Origin of the sequence: Limnospira platensis NIES-39 (assembly GCF_026000695.1) — a bacterium.
GTDB lineage: Bacteria > Cyanobacteriota > Cyanobacteriia > Cyanobacteriales > Microcoleaceae > Limnospira > Limnospira platensis.
The window spans coordinates 2,897,976-2,911,533 of sequence record NZ_AP026945.1 but is presented as its reverse complement, the minus strand read 5'-3'; the positions used below and the strand labels follow the sequence as shown (position 1 = coordinate 2,911,533).

At 43.5% G+C, this 13,558-nt stretch carries 19 protein-coding genes, 1 pseudogene and 2 CRISPR repeat arrays (1 of these 22 running past the window's edge); of the genes and pseudogenes, 3 read left to right on the top strand and 17 right to left on the bottom strand.

Going from position 1 to position 13,558, the window contains the following annotated elements; translation table 11 throughout:
- Positions 1-90: direct repeats of the CRISPR family, unit length 35 nt; it reaches 830 nt to the left of the window's first position.
- Between the two features lie 185 nt (positions 91-275).
- From N39L_RS14180 to N39L_RS14155, 6 genes are all read right to left on the bottom strand, one after another.
- A complete protein-coding gene (locus N39L_RS14180; RefSeq protein ID WP_006616607.1) occupies positions 276-458 on the bottom strand; it encodes a hypothetical protein in 183 nt (60 codons plus the stop codon).
- Positions 459-536: 78 nt separating this feature from the next.
- A complete protein-coding gene (locus N39L_RS14175) occupies positions 537-836 on the bottom strand; it encodes an RNA polymerase sigma factor sigma-70 region 4 domain-containing protein (RefSeq protein WP_006616608.1) in 300 nt (99 codons plus the stop codon).
- Positions 829-1,350 carry a hypothetical protein gene (locus tag N39L_RS14170; RefSeq protein ID WP_014275552.1) on the bottom strand — a complete coding sequence of 174 codons (522 nt, stop codon included), beginning with the start codon at positions 1,348-1,350 and terminating at the stop codon, positions 829-831. Before N39L_RS14170 ends, N39L_RS14175 begins: the two co-directional genes overlap by 8 nt.
- 100 nt (positions 1,351-1,450) lie before the next feature.
- On the bottom strand, positions 1,451-1,711 hold the full coding sequence (locus N39L_RS14165) for a hypothetical protein (RefSeq protein ID WP_006616610.1): 261 nt from the start codon (positions 1,709-1,711) through the stop codon (positions 1,451-1,453).
- Between the two features lie 48 nt (positions 1,712-1,759).
- Positions 1,760-2,041, bottom strand: a complete 282-nt coding sequence (cas2, locus tag N39L_RS14160; RefSeq protein ID WP_006616611.1) for a CRISPR-associated endonuclease Cas2 — start codon at positions 2,039-2,041, stop codon at positions 1,760-1,762.
- A complete protein-coding gene (locus tag N39L_RS14155) occupies positions 2,038-2,934 on the bottom strand; it encodes a CRISPR-associated endonuclease Cas1 (protein ID WP_006616612.1) in 897 nt (298 codons plus the stop codon). Before N39L_RS14155 ends, cas2 begins: the two co-directional genes overlap by 4 nt.
- Positions 2,935-3,131: 197 nt before the next feature.
- Between N39L_RS14155 and N39L_RS14150 the strand changes: the two genes are divergently transcribed.
- Both N39L_RS14150 and cas1 read left to right on the top strand, forming a co-directional pair.
- Positions 3,132-3,266 (top strand): hypothetical protein, encoded by a 135-nt coding sequence (locus N39L_RS14150; protein ID WP_286131368.1) that lies wholly within the window; start codon positions 3,132-3,134, stop codon positions 3,264-3,266.
- 54 nt (positions 3,267-3,320) lie between these two features.
- Complete coding sequence (cas1, locus tag N39L_RS14145; protein ID WP_014275551.1) at positions 3,321-5,120, top strand: CRISPR-associated endonuclease Cas1; 1,800 nt, start codon at positions 3,321-3,323, stop codon at positions 5,118-5,120.
- Between the two features lie 202 nt (positions 5,121-5,322).
- Positions 5,323-5,722: a CRISPR direct-repeat array (repeat unit 35 nt; unit sequence CTTTAAACTTCTTTGAAAGTTAAACGTATGGAAAC).
- Positions 5,723-5,905: 183 nt separating this feature from the next.
- Here the strand turns inward: cas1 and N39L_RS14140 are convergent.
- From N39L_RS14140 to N39L_RS14090, 11 genes are all read right to left on the bottom strand, one after another.
- Positions 5,906-6,598, bottom strand: coding sequence for a hypothetical protein (locus N39L_RS14140; protein ID WP_014275550.1), 693 nt, complete (start codon positions 6,596-6,598; stop codon positions 5,906-5,908).
- Positions 6,573-7,088 (bottom strand): tetratricopeptide repeat protein, encoded by a 516-nt coding sequence (locus N39L_RS14135; protein WP_006616513.1) that lies wholly within the window; start codon positions 7,086-7,088, stop codon positions 6,573-6,575. Before N39L_RS14135 ends, N39L_RS14140 begins: the two co-directional genes overlap by 26 nt.
- Positions 7,089-7,369: 281 nt before the next feature.
- The gene (locus N39L_RS14130) at positions 7,370-7,792 is read right to left on the bottom strand and encodes a pentapeptide repeat-containing protein (protein WP_006616514.1); all 423 of its coding nucleotides are present in this window, start codon (positions 7,790-7,792) and stop codon (positions 7,370-7,372) included.
- 26 nt (positions 7,793-7,818) lie between these two features.
- Positions 7,819-7,995 (bottom strand): hypothetical protein, encoded by a 177-nt coding sequence (locus tag N39L_RS14125; protein WP_231852180.1) that lies wholly within the window; start codon positions 7,993-7,995, stop codon positions 7,819-7,821.
- A 455-nt stretch (positions 7,996-8,450) separates the two neighbouring features.
- Positions 8,451-8,837: a hypothetical protein gene (locus N39L_RS14120; protein WP_006616515.1), complete on the bottom strand. Its 387-nt coding sequence runs from the start codon at positions 8,835-8,837 to the stop codon at positions 8,451-8,453.
- A gap of 80 nt (positions 8,838-8,917) precedes the next feature.
- On the bottom strand, positions 8,918-10,081 hold the full coding sequence (locus N39L_RS14115) for a hypothetical protein (RefSeq protein ID WP_006616516.1): 1,164 nt from the start codon (positions 10,079-10,081) through the stop codon (positions 8,918-8,920).
- Between the two features lie 349 nt (positions 10,082-10,430).
- Positions 10,431-11,603: a group II intron reverse transcriptase gene (locus N39L_RS14110; RefSeq protein ID WP_014275548.1), complete on the bottom strand. Its 1,173-nt coding sequence runs from the start codon at positions 11,601-11,603 to the stop codon at positions 10,431-10,433.
- A complete protein-coding gene (locus tag N39L_RS14105) occupies positions 11,593-11,823 on the bottom strand; it encodes a reverse transcriptase domain-containing protein (protein WP_014275547.1) in 231 nt (76 codons plus the stop codon). Before N39L_RS14105 ends, N39L_RS14110 begins: the two co-directional genes overlap by 11 nt.
- The gene (locus N39L_RS14100; RefSeq protein ID WP_014275546.1) at positions 11,783-12,004 is read right to left on the bottom strand and encodes a hypothetical protein; all 222 of its coding nucleotides are present in this window, start codon (positions 12,002-12,004) and stop codon (positions 11,783-11,785) included. The genes N39L_RS14105 and N39L_RS14100 overlap by 41 nt, the downstream gene beginning before the upstream one ends.
- A 21-nt stretch (positions 12,005-12,025) precedes the next feature.
- Positions 12,026-12,250 carry a reverse transcriptase N-terminal domain-containing protein gene (locus N39L_RS14095; RefSeq protein WP_014275545.1) on the bottom strand — a complete coding sequence of 75 codons (225 nt, stop codon included), beginning with the start codon at positions 12,248-12,250 and terminating at the stop codon, positions 12,026-12,028.
- 331 nt (positions 12,251-12,581) lie between these two features.
- Positions 12,582-12,719, bottom strand: a complete 138-nt coding sequence (locus N39L_RS14090) for a hypothetical protein (protein WP_162097031.1) — start codon at positions 12,717-12,719, stop codon at positions 12,582-12,584.
- A gap of 338 nt (positions 12,720-13,057) precedes the next feature.
- Between N39L_RS14090 and N39L_RS14085 the strand changes: the two are divergent.
- Positions 13,058-13,549, top strand: a pseudogene (locus tag N39L_RS14085) (IS630 transposase-related protein); the annotation flags it as partial.
- Between the last annotated feature and the right edge of the window lie 9 nt (positions 13,550-13,558).

Below are 13,558 nucleotides of genomic sequence, written 5' to 3'. Positions count from 1 at the left end.
TTAAACGTATGGAAACCTCGTAAACTTTTGCGGGGCATGACCCACTTCCCCGCATCTTTAGACTTCTCTGAAAGTTAAACATATGGAACCCCCACCAACCTCCCACTCAAAGGAGGAGGCCTAATTTTAAGACTTATTTGAAAGTTCAACCTATAGAGCAAATAACTTGAAAAAATACCCTCAACTTTTGGGTTATTTTGTTAGAATTAAATTCAGTTTCTTTCCATACGTTAGACTTGCTTAGAAGTCAAAGCGTTGCTGTTCTCAAATGGGTTTTAAACCACTCGATATTCAGCTTTGGGAACGAGCTTTTGCAAAATGCGCTGATGATTAACCGCATCATTTTGTGAACGAAAACGACCCACAACCAAACACTGATTATTAGTAACAGATTCTCGTTCTGAGGCGTTTGGCGATCGCACCAAACACCAGGGATGCAATCTTTCAAAAGCTGTCATTGCTCGTTCTCCTTACGCTTTGACCCCACGATAAGCCGAAGAATTTGCACAAAACAGGGCAGGCAACCCTTGACAAAATCAATTATTTGTGCAGCTCAACTGTTCTTTGAATTCAACAGGCAGATCGTCCCATCGTTCCCAGAGCAAATCCATCAGCGCCAAATGTCGAAGATCGGTTTGAGTCGGGCGGCGGTAACGTTTACCCCGTGCAAACCATCGCTTGACGGTTGAAATAGAGCGATCGCAAATTTCGGCAATTTGTTCGTAAGTCACATTCCACTTGGCATAGAAAGCTTGTGGAGATAGACCCAACTCGCAATGGCTATAACCCGAAAGCAAAGCAAGTTCACGCTCAGTTAGAAGCTTAGGTTTATTCATTCTGGCAAATCTCCAAGTCGCTTTCCCATCCGGTATCCACGCTGCACCATCGCGCCGAAGGACAATTAGGATCGAGTAAAATCACATAACACCACGACCATTGCATTCGTTCAGGAATGTAGCCATAAAAACGACCAATAACAATCCCGAAATCCGGTGGAATCAGATTATCCAAAGGAAACCAGCGCACCATTACTCCAAAGGAAAAAGTTGGAGGTTCGGCATCCAGAAAGAACGAAACAGAATCAGGAGATAACGGCAGTGTTAAGTTAACAGAAAGTACCTTTTCCACCACATCCGCTTTGTTTCTGCGTAAAGCATGACAGTAAGGCAATAACCAATCAGAAGAAAGCAAATTCGTTAAATGTTTAACTAACAAAGCGGTTAAAATTTTCAGGTCATCTGAGTCACATTCTCCTTGAGTAAGTTCAGCAAGTTTCTGGGTGAGTTCAAGAACATTAAAATCCTTGAGAGCTTTTAAATAGCCGGGGGGTTCTGAACGAAGGTAGTTCATAGGAAAACGCCAAGTGTTAAGGGGCATAAAGCTGAGATTTGTCTCAAAGCCCAAAAGAACGCTTTTCAGGGCGATACACACAGCACTTTTTTCCTTCTCTTTAGTGAGAATCTAACCCAATCACTTCAATGGATCGCAAAGCTGTATAATCCCAATAAAATCGCAGAGCCATTGATGCCGAAGAACTCCAAATCACCTTTCCATTTTGGTAATAACGATGAGTGCGAAGACTGGGGTATTTAGCACCAAAATTCTGAAGTAAATCAAAAGCTTTGCTGTATCGCTGCTGACTTTTTAAAGGTAGGGCTTTGAGTTGTTTGTAAGCCTTATAATTGAGAGTCAGAGAGTAAGTAACTAGCAATTAATTCAGAAGTTGCTTACTGTTATTTCTTTCTTTCTGGAACTAGGATTAAACAATTATAGCCGCATCATCAACGGCAAACTTAGGTTGAATACCCAGAATAATCACCTGAGTCCTACACTTTGCCGAAAGTGGATAAAACCGCAATTGATCGCAGTCAGAGTTGATGAGTTTTTTTAACCGTTGCTCCAACTTTTTGAATTGTGGAGGGGTAAGAACAGCCTCAAAAACTGATTTTTGAACCCTGATGCCATAAGCCTCCAATAGAGCCGAGACTTTAGTCCGTCGGCGATCCTCAACGATGTCGTAACAAATGAGGTAAAAAGTCACGATTTTAACAAGAAAGGACGGTATTCAAGGGTTTCGGTAATGGCGCGAACATATTCCTCAACTTGCCACGCCAAAGCACTCCGCAAACTCACTTGACCTGCATAAGCATGAAAAATCTGGGTTGCCATCAGAGATTCCCAGTTTTGAATAAAGGTGGCACGATAGGACTGACTCAACCCTCCGCGATCGCTAAACTTGGGCGCTTTTTTAAAAACCCACGCTTCGACAACCGGGCGAAACGGTTCCATCAAGTCACAGGGTAAAGGCAAATGGTTCTGACAGTGAAGGTGCAGTGTTCCAACTTCCGCACAACAGCCCGACGATCGCAGTAAAACATACAGTTCACCGGACAGCAAAGCATAAGCCAGTTCTAAAGTTGGCTCGAAATCTTTGACAGAAACCAGAACAGAGCGAAGGGCTTTTTGATAACGCTGGAACACTTTAACTTGCCAGGTTTGTAAGGCAAGCCAACTATTCAAACCGGGCAGAACCTCAAGTTGCTGTTCGAGACATCCTCCAATGCCAGAGTATCCTAAGCTTTGTAGAACTTTAGTCGCGTTGTACCACCGTCCCGGTAAAAGTGAATGAATGAAAGCGATGCGGAAGTTGCGATCGCTATTGCGCTCCTGTTGTAGGACTGTATAGAAGGGTGTTTCCTGGGGGGTAATTTGAGCGGTGATATGACCGTTATCGCCGATAAAACTGAGCCGGATGCGGTAACGATAGATCGCCGCGATCGCACTCCGCCCCAGCGTACAGCCTTCAAAAGCGATGATCTGTTGGGTGGTGTCGATGGAGTGGCGAGATTGAATCCGATCATTGTAAACGATCGCAAAGTCTCGCAGATCCGCTTCCAAATAGGATTGCGGTTCGGTGAGGTAAATCGCAGTCATGTTGGCTTTCTCCGAAGTTCCATGACTGTATTGAACCGAAACTGATTTTGCGCTCGAATCTGAGATCCAACAAAAATTGGGGAGATTTTTTGGCGTTGGGATAGCAGTTCAGATAGAAGTTGTAAAAAAATAACTCAAGTGCGAACACAAAAATCCGTTTGATTAACTGGATACTGTCGTTGTTCAACTCAAAGAATGTGGTTTTTTTCGATGCTCAACTCCCAATGGAAGATGCTTTGTTGGCGGCATGTTATCAAGTCCGCACTCGCAGCAAAACAGCCGGGATTGATGGCATCTCTGTCGAATTATTTGCTCATTTTCTAGACGAATAACTCAAACGACTCGCCCACCAGCTTCAGCAAGATATCTATCATCCTTTACCCGCTTTGGGGTTTTATCGAGTTAAAAAAAGTGGTGGTCATCGGCTTATTGGGATTCCAACTGTGCGCGATCGCATTGTCCAACGCTTGCTGTTGCGATCGCTTTATCCGATCTTAGAAGAAACGTTTCAAGACTGCTCTTTTGCTTATCGTCCAGGAGTCGGAGTGAAACACGCGATCGAACGGGTTGCCGAGGTGTATTCCTCCCAAACATGGACAATCAAAGCAGATATCTCGCAGTTTTTTGATAGCCTTTGTCGAACATTGCTGCTGTCTCAGTTGGAGGAACTGTCAGTCGATCAAACGGTGGTGCGTTATATCAAAGGGCAGTTAGAGGCGGGTATTGTTGTCGGGGGAATGCCTATCCTGTCGGGTCGTGGGGTTTTACAAGGTGGCATTTTGTCGGGTGCTTTGGCGAATTTGTATTTGAGTGAATTTGACCGACGCTGTTTGGATGCAGGAGCCTACCTGACCCGTTATGGAGATGATTTTGTCATTGTAGCGAGAAGCCTATTAGAAGCAACACGCTTTTTGAACTTAATCGAAGATTGGCTATCAGATATTTATCTAACCCTGCAACCGGAGAAAACTCACATTTTTGCCCCAGGTGAGGAGTTTGTCTTTCTTGGTTATGGCTTTCAAGCTGGAGAAATTATTACCCCAGAGTACAAGCAACCCCGACGAAATCACAACAAGAAAGCGGTTTCTGTAGCTTCTCGTCCTCCCTTTGCTTGCTCGATTGTTACCCCAACCCGCAAGTCTTTATCAACTCGAAATTTTCTGGATTCTTGGAGGGAAGGTATGACAACACTTTATGTTACGGATCAGGGTGCTTATGTCAAGGTGAAACATCAGCAATTTCAGGTTTTGCTCGGCAATGATCTGAAAGTGTCTATTCCCGTCAATGTCGTAGACTATATTATCCTCTTTGGCTGTTGTAATTTGTCGCACGGTGCGATTGGTTTGGCTTTGCGTCGTCGCATTCCCATTTTGTTTTTGTCTGATCAAGGTCGTTACTTTGGTCGCCTGCAAACCGATGGGATGACACGGGTAGACTACCTCAGCCGACAAGTCCATTGTGCTGAAGATGAAACCTTTGTGCTGCGTCAGGCTAAAGTGATTGTTGCCGGAAAACTGCACAACTGTCGGATTTTACTGCGTCGTCTCAACCGCGATCGCCAAATTTCTCAAGTGATTGAAGCGATTGAAGAATTGGGAGTCTGGCAAGAAAAAATTGCTGAGGTGGAGTTGCTCGAATCTCTATTGGGTTACGAAGGCTTCGGAACTCGCATCTATTTTCAGGCTTTGCGGGCATTGGTACAACCTCCGTTCACCTTTGAACACCGTACCCGTCGCCCTCCAACTGATCCAGTGAATAGTTTGTTGAGTCTGGGTTATACTCTACTCCATCAAAATATTCACTCGTTAATTCTGGCGGTGGGTTTACATCCCCATTACGGCAATCTTCATGTTCCTCGTAGCAACCATCCGGCGTTGGTGTCGGATTTGATTGAGGAGTTTCGCGCCCCGGTGGTGGATTCTCTCGTTATCTATCTGGTGAATTCGGGAATTTTTACCCCGGAAGATTTTACCCCAAGTGACGAACGGGGTGGGGTTTATATTTATTCCGATGCTCTCAAGAAATATCTGAAGCATTGGCACGATAAGCTTTCTTTGAAAACCACTCATCCCCATACGGGTTACAAGGTTAGTTATTATCGGTGTTTGGAGTTGCAGGTTTGGGAGTATATTTCTTGCCTGATGGGAGAGCGGGAAGTCTATCGGCCCATGCTAACAAAGATGTAAGGTAAATATCATTGTGGGGGTTGAAGAATCGCTGAAACCCTGATGATTTCGTTGACCCACACAAAGCTCAGTCAGAGTAAAGGTTTGAGCCATTTTTTCTGGGGTCTTATTGCAAATATGTCTCAATAATTTGGGTGTTTGCTTGACCCCCACAAATTTGAGTGCTAGAGTACAGTCAGAGCAAGGGTTTCAACTCGGCACTCTTTAAACTTCTTTGAAAGTTAAACGTATGGAAACTGGTATGATTTGCGCTTCTGAACAAGCAGTAATTGTTCAAGCTTTAAACTTCTTTGAAAGTTAAACGTATGGAAACCAACATTACCGCTGGTATTGACAGACGATTGACCAGCCTTTAAACTTCTTTGACAGTTAAACGTATGGAAACGCAGTATTTTTTGGTCGGATCGCCGACCTTTTCTACTTTAAACTTCTTTGAAAGTTAAACGTATGGAAACTCATAAGAACAAGGTTTTTTGTCGGAATCGACAATGGCTTTAAACTTCTTTGAAAGTTAAACGTATGGAAACCAAAGCACGGACTATAATTAGCCGATGCTTGTACATAAGCCTTTAAACTTCTTTGAAAGTTAAACGTATGAAAACGAGTTGACTGAAATCAATGAAAATGATTTATTTTAACTGTAAATCTGAAGCATCAATTTCAAGCCATAGAGTTTTGAGATTGGCATAACGCGATCGCAAAACTTCAATATAACAATCCCAAAGAGACTGCTGACCTGTGCGATCGCAAATGGATTTCAGGTTTTGTAAAAATTCAATCGCTTTTCAATAGGAGCGGCGATTGCGTTGGGCAATATACTTTTCTATTTTTTCTTGATAGTCTCGAAAAATTTCATCAAAATCCTGTTCCTCCAGAGGAGATTGTTTAAGTTTCTCCCGTCGCTCCAATAACTGTTTAATTTTCTGTCTGCCCCAAAGTGATTGGTTCAGCCCTTTCAAGGTTGTTAAAATACTCTCCCACTGTGTCGCTGGGGTGTTTAGTAAGACCGTCTCAACCCCATCAGCATACCCAATTGCACCTATTTCAAGGTCTTTGCAATAAGCTTCCAAAAGAGTCTTAACCCAAAGATTTTGCACCGATTCTGAAATACTTTGATCTGTTAAACACTCTGCCAGTTCAACAACCAATATTGCTGAAAACCGACAGAGTTCACCGTTGTAGTCGAGAGCCTGTCGTTCGGCATCATAGCCCCGTGTTAGTTCTCCGAGAAGGAGTTGATAAAGTAGTCCGGCATTGAAAAGATCGCCCGCTTTGAGAAAAAATTGGGCATTGTTAACAATGGGTTGTAGTGCTTCGAGAATGGCTTGACTCGTTGGTAAGAGGAGAGCAGTAGTAATCAGCGAACGAGGAAGAAAAGAGCCGCCCACAAGAGACAATAATATTGGATCTCGCTCTAGCATGATTTCAATGAGATCGATCAGTTCAGGTTTGCTATAATTGTCGAGTCTTTCTCTCAACGTGGGTAAGACTTGAAAAAGTTTGGAACTGTTCAAGGGCTGCTGTGGCAAGTTGGAGAGCTTCATCGGGTTTGTGGTAACGCCAGACGTTCGCTAAGTTGCCCAGAAGTATCGCACCGCTTTGAGTCAATTTTGCCAAGTCCTGACTATCTTCAAGCATATTTAAAGCTTGACGATAATAGGTGATGGCTTCTTTCCATCGTCCCCGACTTTTCTCTACATTGCCCAAACCTGTTAGTGCCATCCACTCTCCTTGGCGATCGCCGAGTTTTTTAGAGAGTTCCAAGTGTTGCTGATGATAGTGGGTTGCTTTGTCTAACTCTCCTCTGGAATCAGCAATATTTCCCAAGCCATTGTAGCAAACGGTATCGATTGGGAAATCTATTTTGGAGAGTAACGCATTGTAGAGATTTTCTTGTTCGGCATAATAGCCCCATAGTCCCAGTTGATGGTGCAGTTCTTCATCACTTTGAGGCTCTGGAGCTACCATTAAAATTAATACGGCACCTTGCCAGTCTTCAACATCACATAAATGGGTGAATGCTTGTCAATAATGTTGCACTTTTTCAAGGGTAAGAGCATTTTCTGAAGGCTGAATTTCGTGACACAAAAAATACTCTACTGCTGTGTAGACATTTAATTGTTATAGCCGAACTGCGGTGATATCGATAGCAAGGTTTTGCCAAAGCATAGATTTCTATCGGTGAAAATTTTTAAAGTAATCCGGTAAAAAGTCATGTTTTTCAATTTGACCTTTTACCGTGGGAAAACTTAATGATAATTATCTTCCTTTCTCGCCTTTTTATGACTAACAATATAGACTCCCCAGGGCAGACGAACTCCTGTTAGAGTGGTGAACTTGAACTGAGCGTGTTCCGGGTTAGCAATATCCAAATCTGCCCAACTCAAATTTGTATTTTGTAAGTTCGTCTGTGCTAAATTTGTAACACTGAGATTCGCCCAACTCAAATCGGCATCCCTGAGATTAGCATAACTTAAATTCGCCCGTTCTAAATCAGCTTGACTCAAGTTCGCACCCAGCAAATTAGCTTTGTAAAAATTACATCCTAAAGCAGTTGCTCCCTGTAAATCAACCTGATATAACTCGGCACTCGCAAAGTTGGCATTTTCAAGACAGGTTAAACTGAAATTGGCGCAACTCAAGTTAGCATTCGCACAATTCGCTCCCGTCAAATTAGCTTTAAAAAGGTTAACTCCCTCTAAGTTAGCTTTGTAAAGTACAGCAGCAAGTCTATTTCACACAAACTCATCCCCTGCAAGTTAATTTGGGTCAAGTTGGTATAACTGAAATATCGCCGCCCTTCCGCATATTCTGCTTTCAACTTTTGAGTGGAAATGGCTTCACCGTTATTTACGAATTTTGGGGATTGAGTCATGGTTTTATCCTCCTTTTTGAGTCTGTTTAGAATTGATTTTTACTGAAATTGTCTGATTATTTACGAGTCTTTGTGAAAGGGCTTAGGCAGTTGAAACCGAGTTCCCCCGGCGATTTTATGCTGCAAAGCCTGTTGAACAAAGTTCCCTAACAAATCCCCTAAACCTGGTGCATTTTCCAAGTATTTGTGGAGTCTTCGGAGATTTGGGCTGTTGAGATGATGGTCTGGAAATTCCCCAGGGAGTCCTCCGATTTGGACTTGTTGAGCGATGTACTGGCGGATATAATTAAGATCATTTATCCATTTGCGAAGGGTTTCTGCTTGACTATCTTCTGTGCGGCGTATCCATTTCTGCCAAAAGTATGAAGGTTCATAGACATAGTATTGAGTAATATAGATTAGGTATTCTACTCATTGTAGAAATGGCTGAATTTTTCCCGAATTTGCCCTCTTAATTATTGTTGTTTTTCTGGGATTAAACTCTCATAATTCATCGCATCAGTCAACTGATTGATCGTTAAATGAATGATTTGAGCGGATTGGCGAATATCAGCTTGTGCTGCTTTTAAATTCTCGACTAAAACCTCACAGTGTTGGGTCATTAATAACTGTCCATCTTGTGTATTTTCGACCTCGTAGACTTGATTGAGGTATTGAACTAATTCTGGGTAATCAATTCTTCCGGTTTTTTTTATTTCATCTATCCATAAGCTGAGTAGCCGCATTTTATAGGAGGAATTTTGAGGATTTTCTGCCAGAACTGAAACCGAATGTAAGGGGGATACTTTATTGGTGTTGAACTGCGAGGAACCGTTGGAGGAAATGGAGTCTTGTCTGTTCATGGTTAAATCTCCAGCTATTTTTTGAAGTGAGGTGAATTGAGGGACAGAGGTTAGGGAAAAACGCCTTGAATGCCAGGGGTTTAATCGTTGAATTCTGCTTCTGAGTTCATCAGTTCTTGTAGTTCTTGGCGTCTGCTTTCTAGCCAGATGTTTCGTTGCAGTTCAACGGTTTCACTAAAGGATTGGCGAGTATCTTTGCGAAGACTGAGGGCGATAGTCATCCCGCAAGCGGGCCCACTGGTGATGATGGAGACTAACAGGGAGAACAGGTGAAAGCCTAAGCTAGACCAATCTCCCTGAATTAATTTGCTGCGAAAGTTGATAATAGCCAGCCGAGTGGCTTCGATGCCGGAGCGGAGTTCACCGTCGGGGGTAAAATGTTCCTGGTAGACTTGGGGCTTGTGTTGTTGGAGGAATGCCAAGTCGTTCCCCATCTTCACCCGGATAGCGAGGCTTTCTTCCAGTTCCTGTTTGGCGGTTTCATAGTTTTGGTGAGCTTGTTGACCGAGTCGAGAAGCTTTCGGACAGAGGGGTAATTCTTCCAGGGGTACTGTTGCCCAGTTGGTGTTCTGTTGTTCCCAGGTTCCGTACACTTGCACGAATAGGGATTGTCTGCGGGGGTGATATGGATGCAGTCGGTTGAGTTCTTTTTCCCCTTGTTCGCATCGGGTTAAAGCGTCTTTGTATTGAGGGCTGTCTAGTTGTTTGAGGCTTTCTACCTGGTTGATTCTTTCTGCTAATAATTCTTGGGCTTTGAGTTGACTTAAACCGGATGGGTTGAGTAAGAGTTCGGTTCCCGCTGCGGCGATTAGTGATAGAATTGTATTAATGGATATCATGCCTGCGATCGCCCAATTTGACCAAGAACGACCATAGGGTTTTCGAGCAGAAACGGCGGTAGCTGCACCGTTCGTGTATTTGAGAAGCAAACCATTGACCAGTAGCGTGACCGGAACTCCTAGAACACTTAAGTCTCTGAAAGCATAGTACAGCAGTGGAAAGCTAGTTGCCGCATTAATCACACTGCTAAGGGTCACTAAACAAGCCGTGCGTTCGCTATCTTTTTCTAAGTTATTGGAGACAATAGCCCGACCCCGAAAGTCTTTGGGGTTAGCAATGACTAATCCCTGGAGTTGCTTAATCAGGTTTCGGAGTTTTTTAGGCTTCTTCTGGCTTGGGCTAGGGTTTTTCGCTTTCTCTACTAACTCAGCATACTTGCCGCTTTCCTGAATGTACAGGATCAAGTCTTCTACTGTTGGTTTTTTTGGGGCTGGAAGTCTGCCGATTGGCTTTCGGAAGGTCAGAATTGCGGTAGTTCATTGGTTTTTCCTGTTGGCTTTTGCAGCCCTGGGCTGACTTCGGTTTGAACTAAAGTCCGGGCTAAAAAGAAAGTGCCAAAACTTACAGGTTTAACCAGTTATTGGGTTGTCCTTATGAACTTATCTTCACTTTAACACAATTTGGGGCTTTGTCAACAGGTCTATTCTATTAATAGGGGTCGAGATAGACCTCACGGTCTACCCCTCCCATTCAGCAGCAGAACCGTACATGAGACTTTCACCTCATACGGCTCCTAATTTGACCGTCTCCTTGTTAAGAGTACAGCATCATCTCTTCATCAAGAGCTGTTTTATCATCGCGGGTGTGGCGGTGTAATAATTGAAGATTTTTGTATTCATCCTTTCCGCCATGGCTTCTAGGTACAATGTGGTCTACTTCAATTAAATCTGATGGGGTAAAGAATTGCCCACACCAGGTGCACTTGCCTTTTTGTTTTTTGAGTAGTTTTGCTACCCTATTTGGCGTATCGATTGCTTGTCCTTTCCTGGTTACCCAGTAAGTCCAATTTCCGTCGTATGGCGTTGCGTCTGGGCGAATTAAGGTGTGTCTGACAATCGGAGTCCAGTTATGTTTCCATAATTGGTGTCCATCATTGGTCTGGAATAACCAAGATTCATGCCTTTCTTTCCCATTGCTAAGTTTAACCGTTCCATGTCTGAAATAGTTTTCTAGCTTTTTGTAATTCGCCTCTCCGCATCTTGAATTTGTCGATGCCCTTAACATTAACCAGATTATGAAGTCTAGCTTAGTGAAGGTCTCTGTCGAGACTACCGCTGAATAATAGTTTGACCATCCCCGAATCATCGGGTTTAGCTGTTTAATCAGGGCTGATTGAGGTGTGGTTTTATTTCGTTTAATTACACCTTTTATCACTTCTGTGTGGGCTTTAACTGCTTTTTGGCTGGGTTTTATGTGGGTCTTATGTCCGATTGGTCGGCTCATGAGACTCCCGGTTTTTCCAGACTTGTATTTTCCTACTGGGTATTGCCTGATATTGAATCCGAGAAAATCAAACCCCGGTTTTTCTATTTTGCCATTATACTCAATGGTTTTGAGTGTGTGGCAGATTCGAGTCTTTTCGGGTTTAATCTCTAATCCTACAGGTTTTAACCATTCGGTTATAGCAGTTTTGCACTGTTCAATGATTTCTAAGTCTTTTGAAATAACAACGAAATCATCGGCATATCGTATTAGGTTGGCTTGTATGGCTGTTCCTTTATTTGGATACAGGTTTTTGATTAATCTTTCCATTCCCAACAGTGCGATGTTGGCAAGAAGTGGACTTATTACCCCTCCTTGAGGTGTCCCTGTTTCTGTATCCTCAAGTACACCGTTATCTAGCACACCTCCTTTGAGCCATTGTTTCAGGTCTCTTTTTAGGCGGCTTGGACAATGAATTTTGGACAATAGGTAATCATGGTTCACGGTAAGAGCATTTTGCTATATCAGCATCAAGGACATAGTATTGTCCCTTATTTATGGCAATATAAATTCTGCTGATTGCGTCATGGGCAGACCGTCCAGGATGGAACCCGTAGCTTGTGCCTTCAAATCTCGATTCCCATTCAGGTTCGAGAGCCGACTTAACCAAGGCTTGCCTTGCTCTATCTTGGATTGTGGGTATTCCTATTCCAGCTTTTTTCATCCCTACCAGGTTTTGGAATCCAAACCCGTCGCAGTGGTTTTGCTTTGAGGTTTCCCTTAATGTTCTTGACCAGTTCAAACCTTTGTCTTGGAGAGATTACTCTTACTCCATCAACACCGGCTGTCTTCTTGCCTTGACCCGCTTGGGGGGCGGGTTTATTAAGCTGACTGTTGGGAAGCATGGCTGACCGTGGAACCCGCCCCTACAGCCGCACTGCTAGGAGCCGGGCATAATATGACTTCACCAATAGACGTTGCCACCTTCGTGCCTTTGCGTCTTGTCCCGATTTAGCTGCTTGAAATATACTCTTTTGGAGCTTGAAAACTCTCCGTTGAACCTTAGTCCATGGGATTGCCTTCCATGCGTTGTTCGTAGTCTTGATTGGTTTTGGTTTCCCAAATCCTTTCTTTAAACTCGCTATCGCCATTTGTACACCTACTAGGCTCTATTTCTTTACAATCAAACCGTGACCTGTTAGCATATCCCTGCCATTACAACAGGGCGTTGGCTTTTGGTCACATCTCACCCCCTAATAGGCTTGCGCTTACACTTTCACTACTGACTTTCTCGACCAGATTGTCAGAGCCTAAAAGGGGTTAAAACGTTCCATTTATATGGGCATTCCATCTTGAGATTTGTCCTATCCACCGGGGTACTTTAAAGGTCTGTGTAGGTAGTAAAAAAAGACCCCTACTTTTCCCCTTACTCTTTTGAATGCAGCGTATCAACCTATTTCGCTACTTAATCCTTACGATGGTTCAATCCGGACATTTGGTTTCCCTAATCATGGATGGTTGGCAGTGGTCGCGTCTGGTAGTAGGTTCTACTTCACGCCTTCCGTTCCCCGCTTCAATCCTGGGGTTATGATTCCCAAAACTGGGGGTGGCTATCGCCATTACCCTCATCTCCATTCCATTTATTCCTGTTCGGTTTCCCGATTTCTTTCCGGTTCGGTTTTCCGTCCCTTCAATTATTAAGAAATGTAAATAATTATTACGGAGTGTGTTGACCTTGGGTTCCCTGCCTTATTTGTATATTTCTATACAAATGTTGGGACATATAAACAGTTATGGGGATGGTCAGGAGTGCGCTCCTTATATTCAACCAAGGGGTTGAAATACCCATCAGGCGGTTATTTCGGGTATTGCAACCCTATTTCATGCCTGAACGTCTCGCACTTTTTCTCAAGGTTATAGCACAAGACAGAACAGTTAGGACGTATAATGGCAAGGATATCTACAGAAGACCCAAAAAGCCAGCCCCCTACAGTTACGACCTTAGACAAAAAGTTATTAATGCAATTGAACTAGACGGTATGCCCAAAACAGAAGCCAGTCAAGTTTTCCATGTCAGCCGGAACACCATCAATCTCTGGCTGCAAAGAAAAGAACACACCGGCGACTTCCTCCCTAAACCTAATCGCCCACCTGGTCATAGCCACCAAATTACCGACTGGCACAAATTCAAGGCTTTTGCCCAAGAGCATGGCCACAAAACCTCCGCTCAGATGGCTGAACTTTGGGATGACGACATCTCTCCTCGCACCATATCCAGAGCCTTGAAGAAAATTGGCTTCACCAGAAAAAAAACTTACGGCTACCAAGAACGTGATGAGCAACAGCGAGAGGAGTTTATTGCTCAGATTGAACATATGGAGCCGGAAGGGTTGGTTTACCTCGATGAAGCTGGCATGAATAGTCAAGACTCGGATTATCCTTATGGTTATAGCACTAGT

What these genes read in the sequence shown, in the direction of transcription:
- N39L_RS14180 (WP_006616607.1), bottom strand. Translation starts at nt 458, where the DNA reads ATGACAGCTTTTGAAAGATTGCATCCCTGGTGTTTGGTGCGATCGCCA.
- N39L_RS14175 (WP_006616608.1), bottom strand. Translation starts at nt 836, where the DNA reads ATGAATAAACCTAAGCTTCTAACTGAGCGTGAACTTGCTTTGCTTTCG.
- N39L_RS14170 (WP_014275552.1), bottom strand. Translation starts at nt 1,350, where the DNA reads ATGAACTACCTTCGTTCAGAACCCCCCGGCTATTTAAAAGCTCTCAAG.
- N39L_RS14155 (WP_006616612.1), bottom strand. Translation starts at nt 2,934, where the DNA reads ATGACTGCGATTTACCTCACCGAACCGCAATCCTATTTGGAAGCGGAT.
- N39L_RS14135 (WP_006616513.1), bottom strand. Translation starts at nt 7,088, where the DNA reads ATGGTAGCTCCAGAGCCTCAAAGTGATGAAGAACTGCACCATCAACTG.
- N39L_RS14125 (WP_231852180.1), bottom strand. Translation starts at nt 7,995, where the DNA reads ATGACTCAATCCCCAAAATTCGTAAATAACGGTGAAGCCATTTCCACT.
- N39L_RS14120 (WP_006616515.1), bottom strand. Translation starts at nt 8,837, where the DNA reads ATGAACAGACAAGACTCCATTTCCTCCAACGGTTCCTCGCAGTTCAAC.
- N39L_RS14105 (WP_014275547.1), bottom strand. Translation starts at nt 11,823, where the DNA reads ATGAAAAAAGCTGGAATAGGAATACCCACAATCCAAGATAGAGCAAGG.
- N39L_RS14100 (WP_014275546.1), bottom strand. Translation starts at nt 12,004, where the DNA reads ATGCTTCCCAACAGTCAGCTTAATAAACCCGCCCCCCAAGCGGGTCAA.
- N39L_RS14095 (WP_014275545.1), bottom strand. Translation starts at nt 12,250, where the DNA reads ATGGCGATAGCGAGTTTAAAGAAAGGATTTGGGAAACCAAAACCAATC.
- N39L_RS14090 (WP_162097031.1), bottom strand. Translation starts at nt 12,719, where the DNA reads ATGGCGATAGCCACCCCCAGTTTTGGGAATCATAACCCCAGGATTGAA.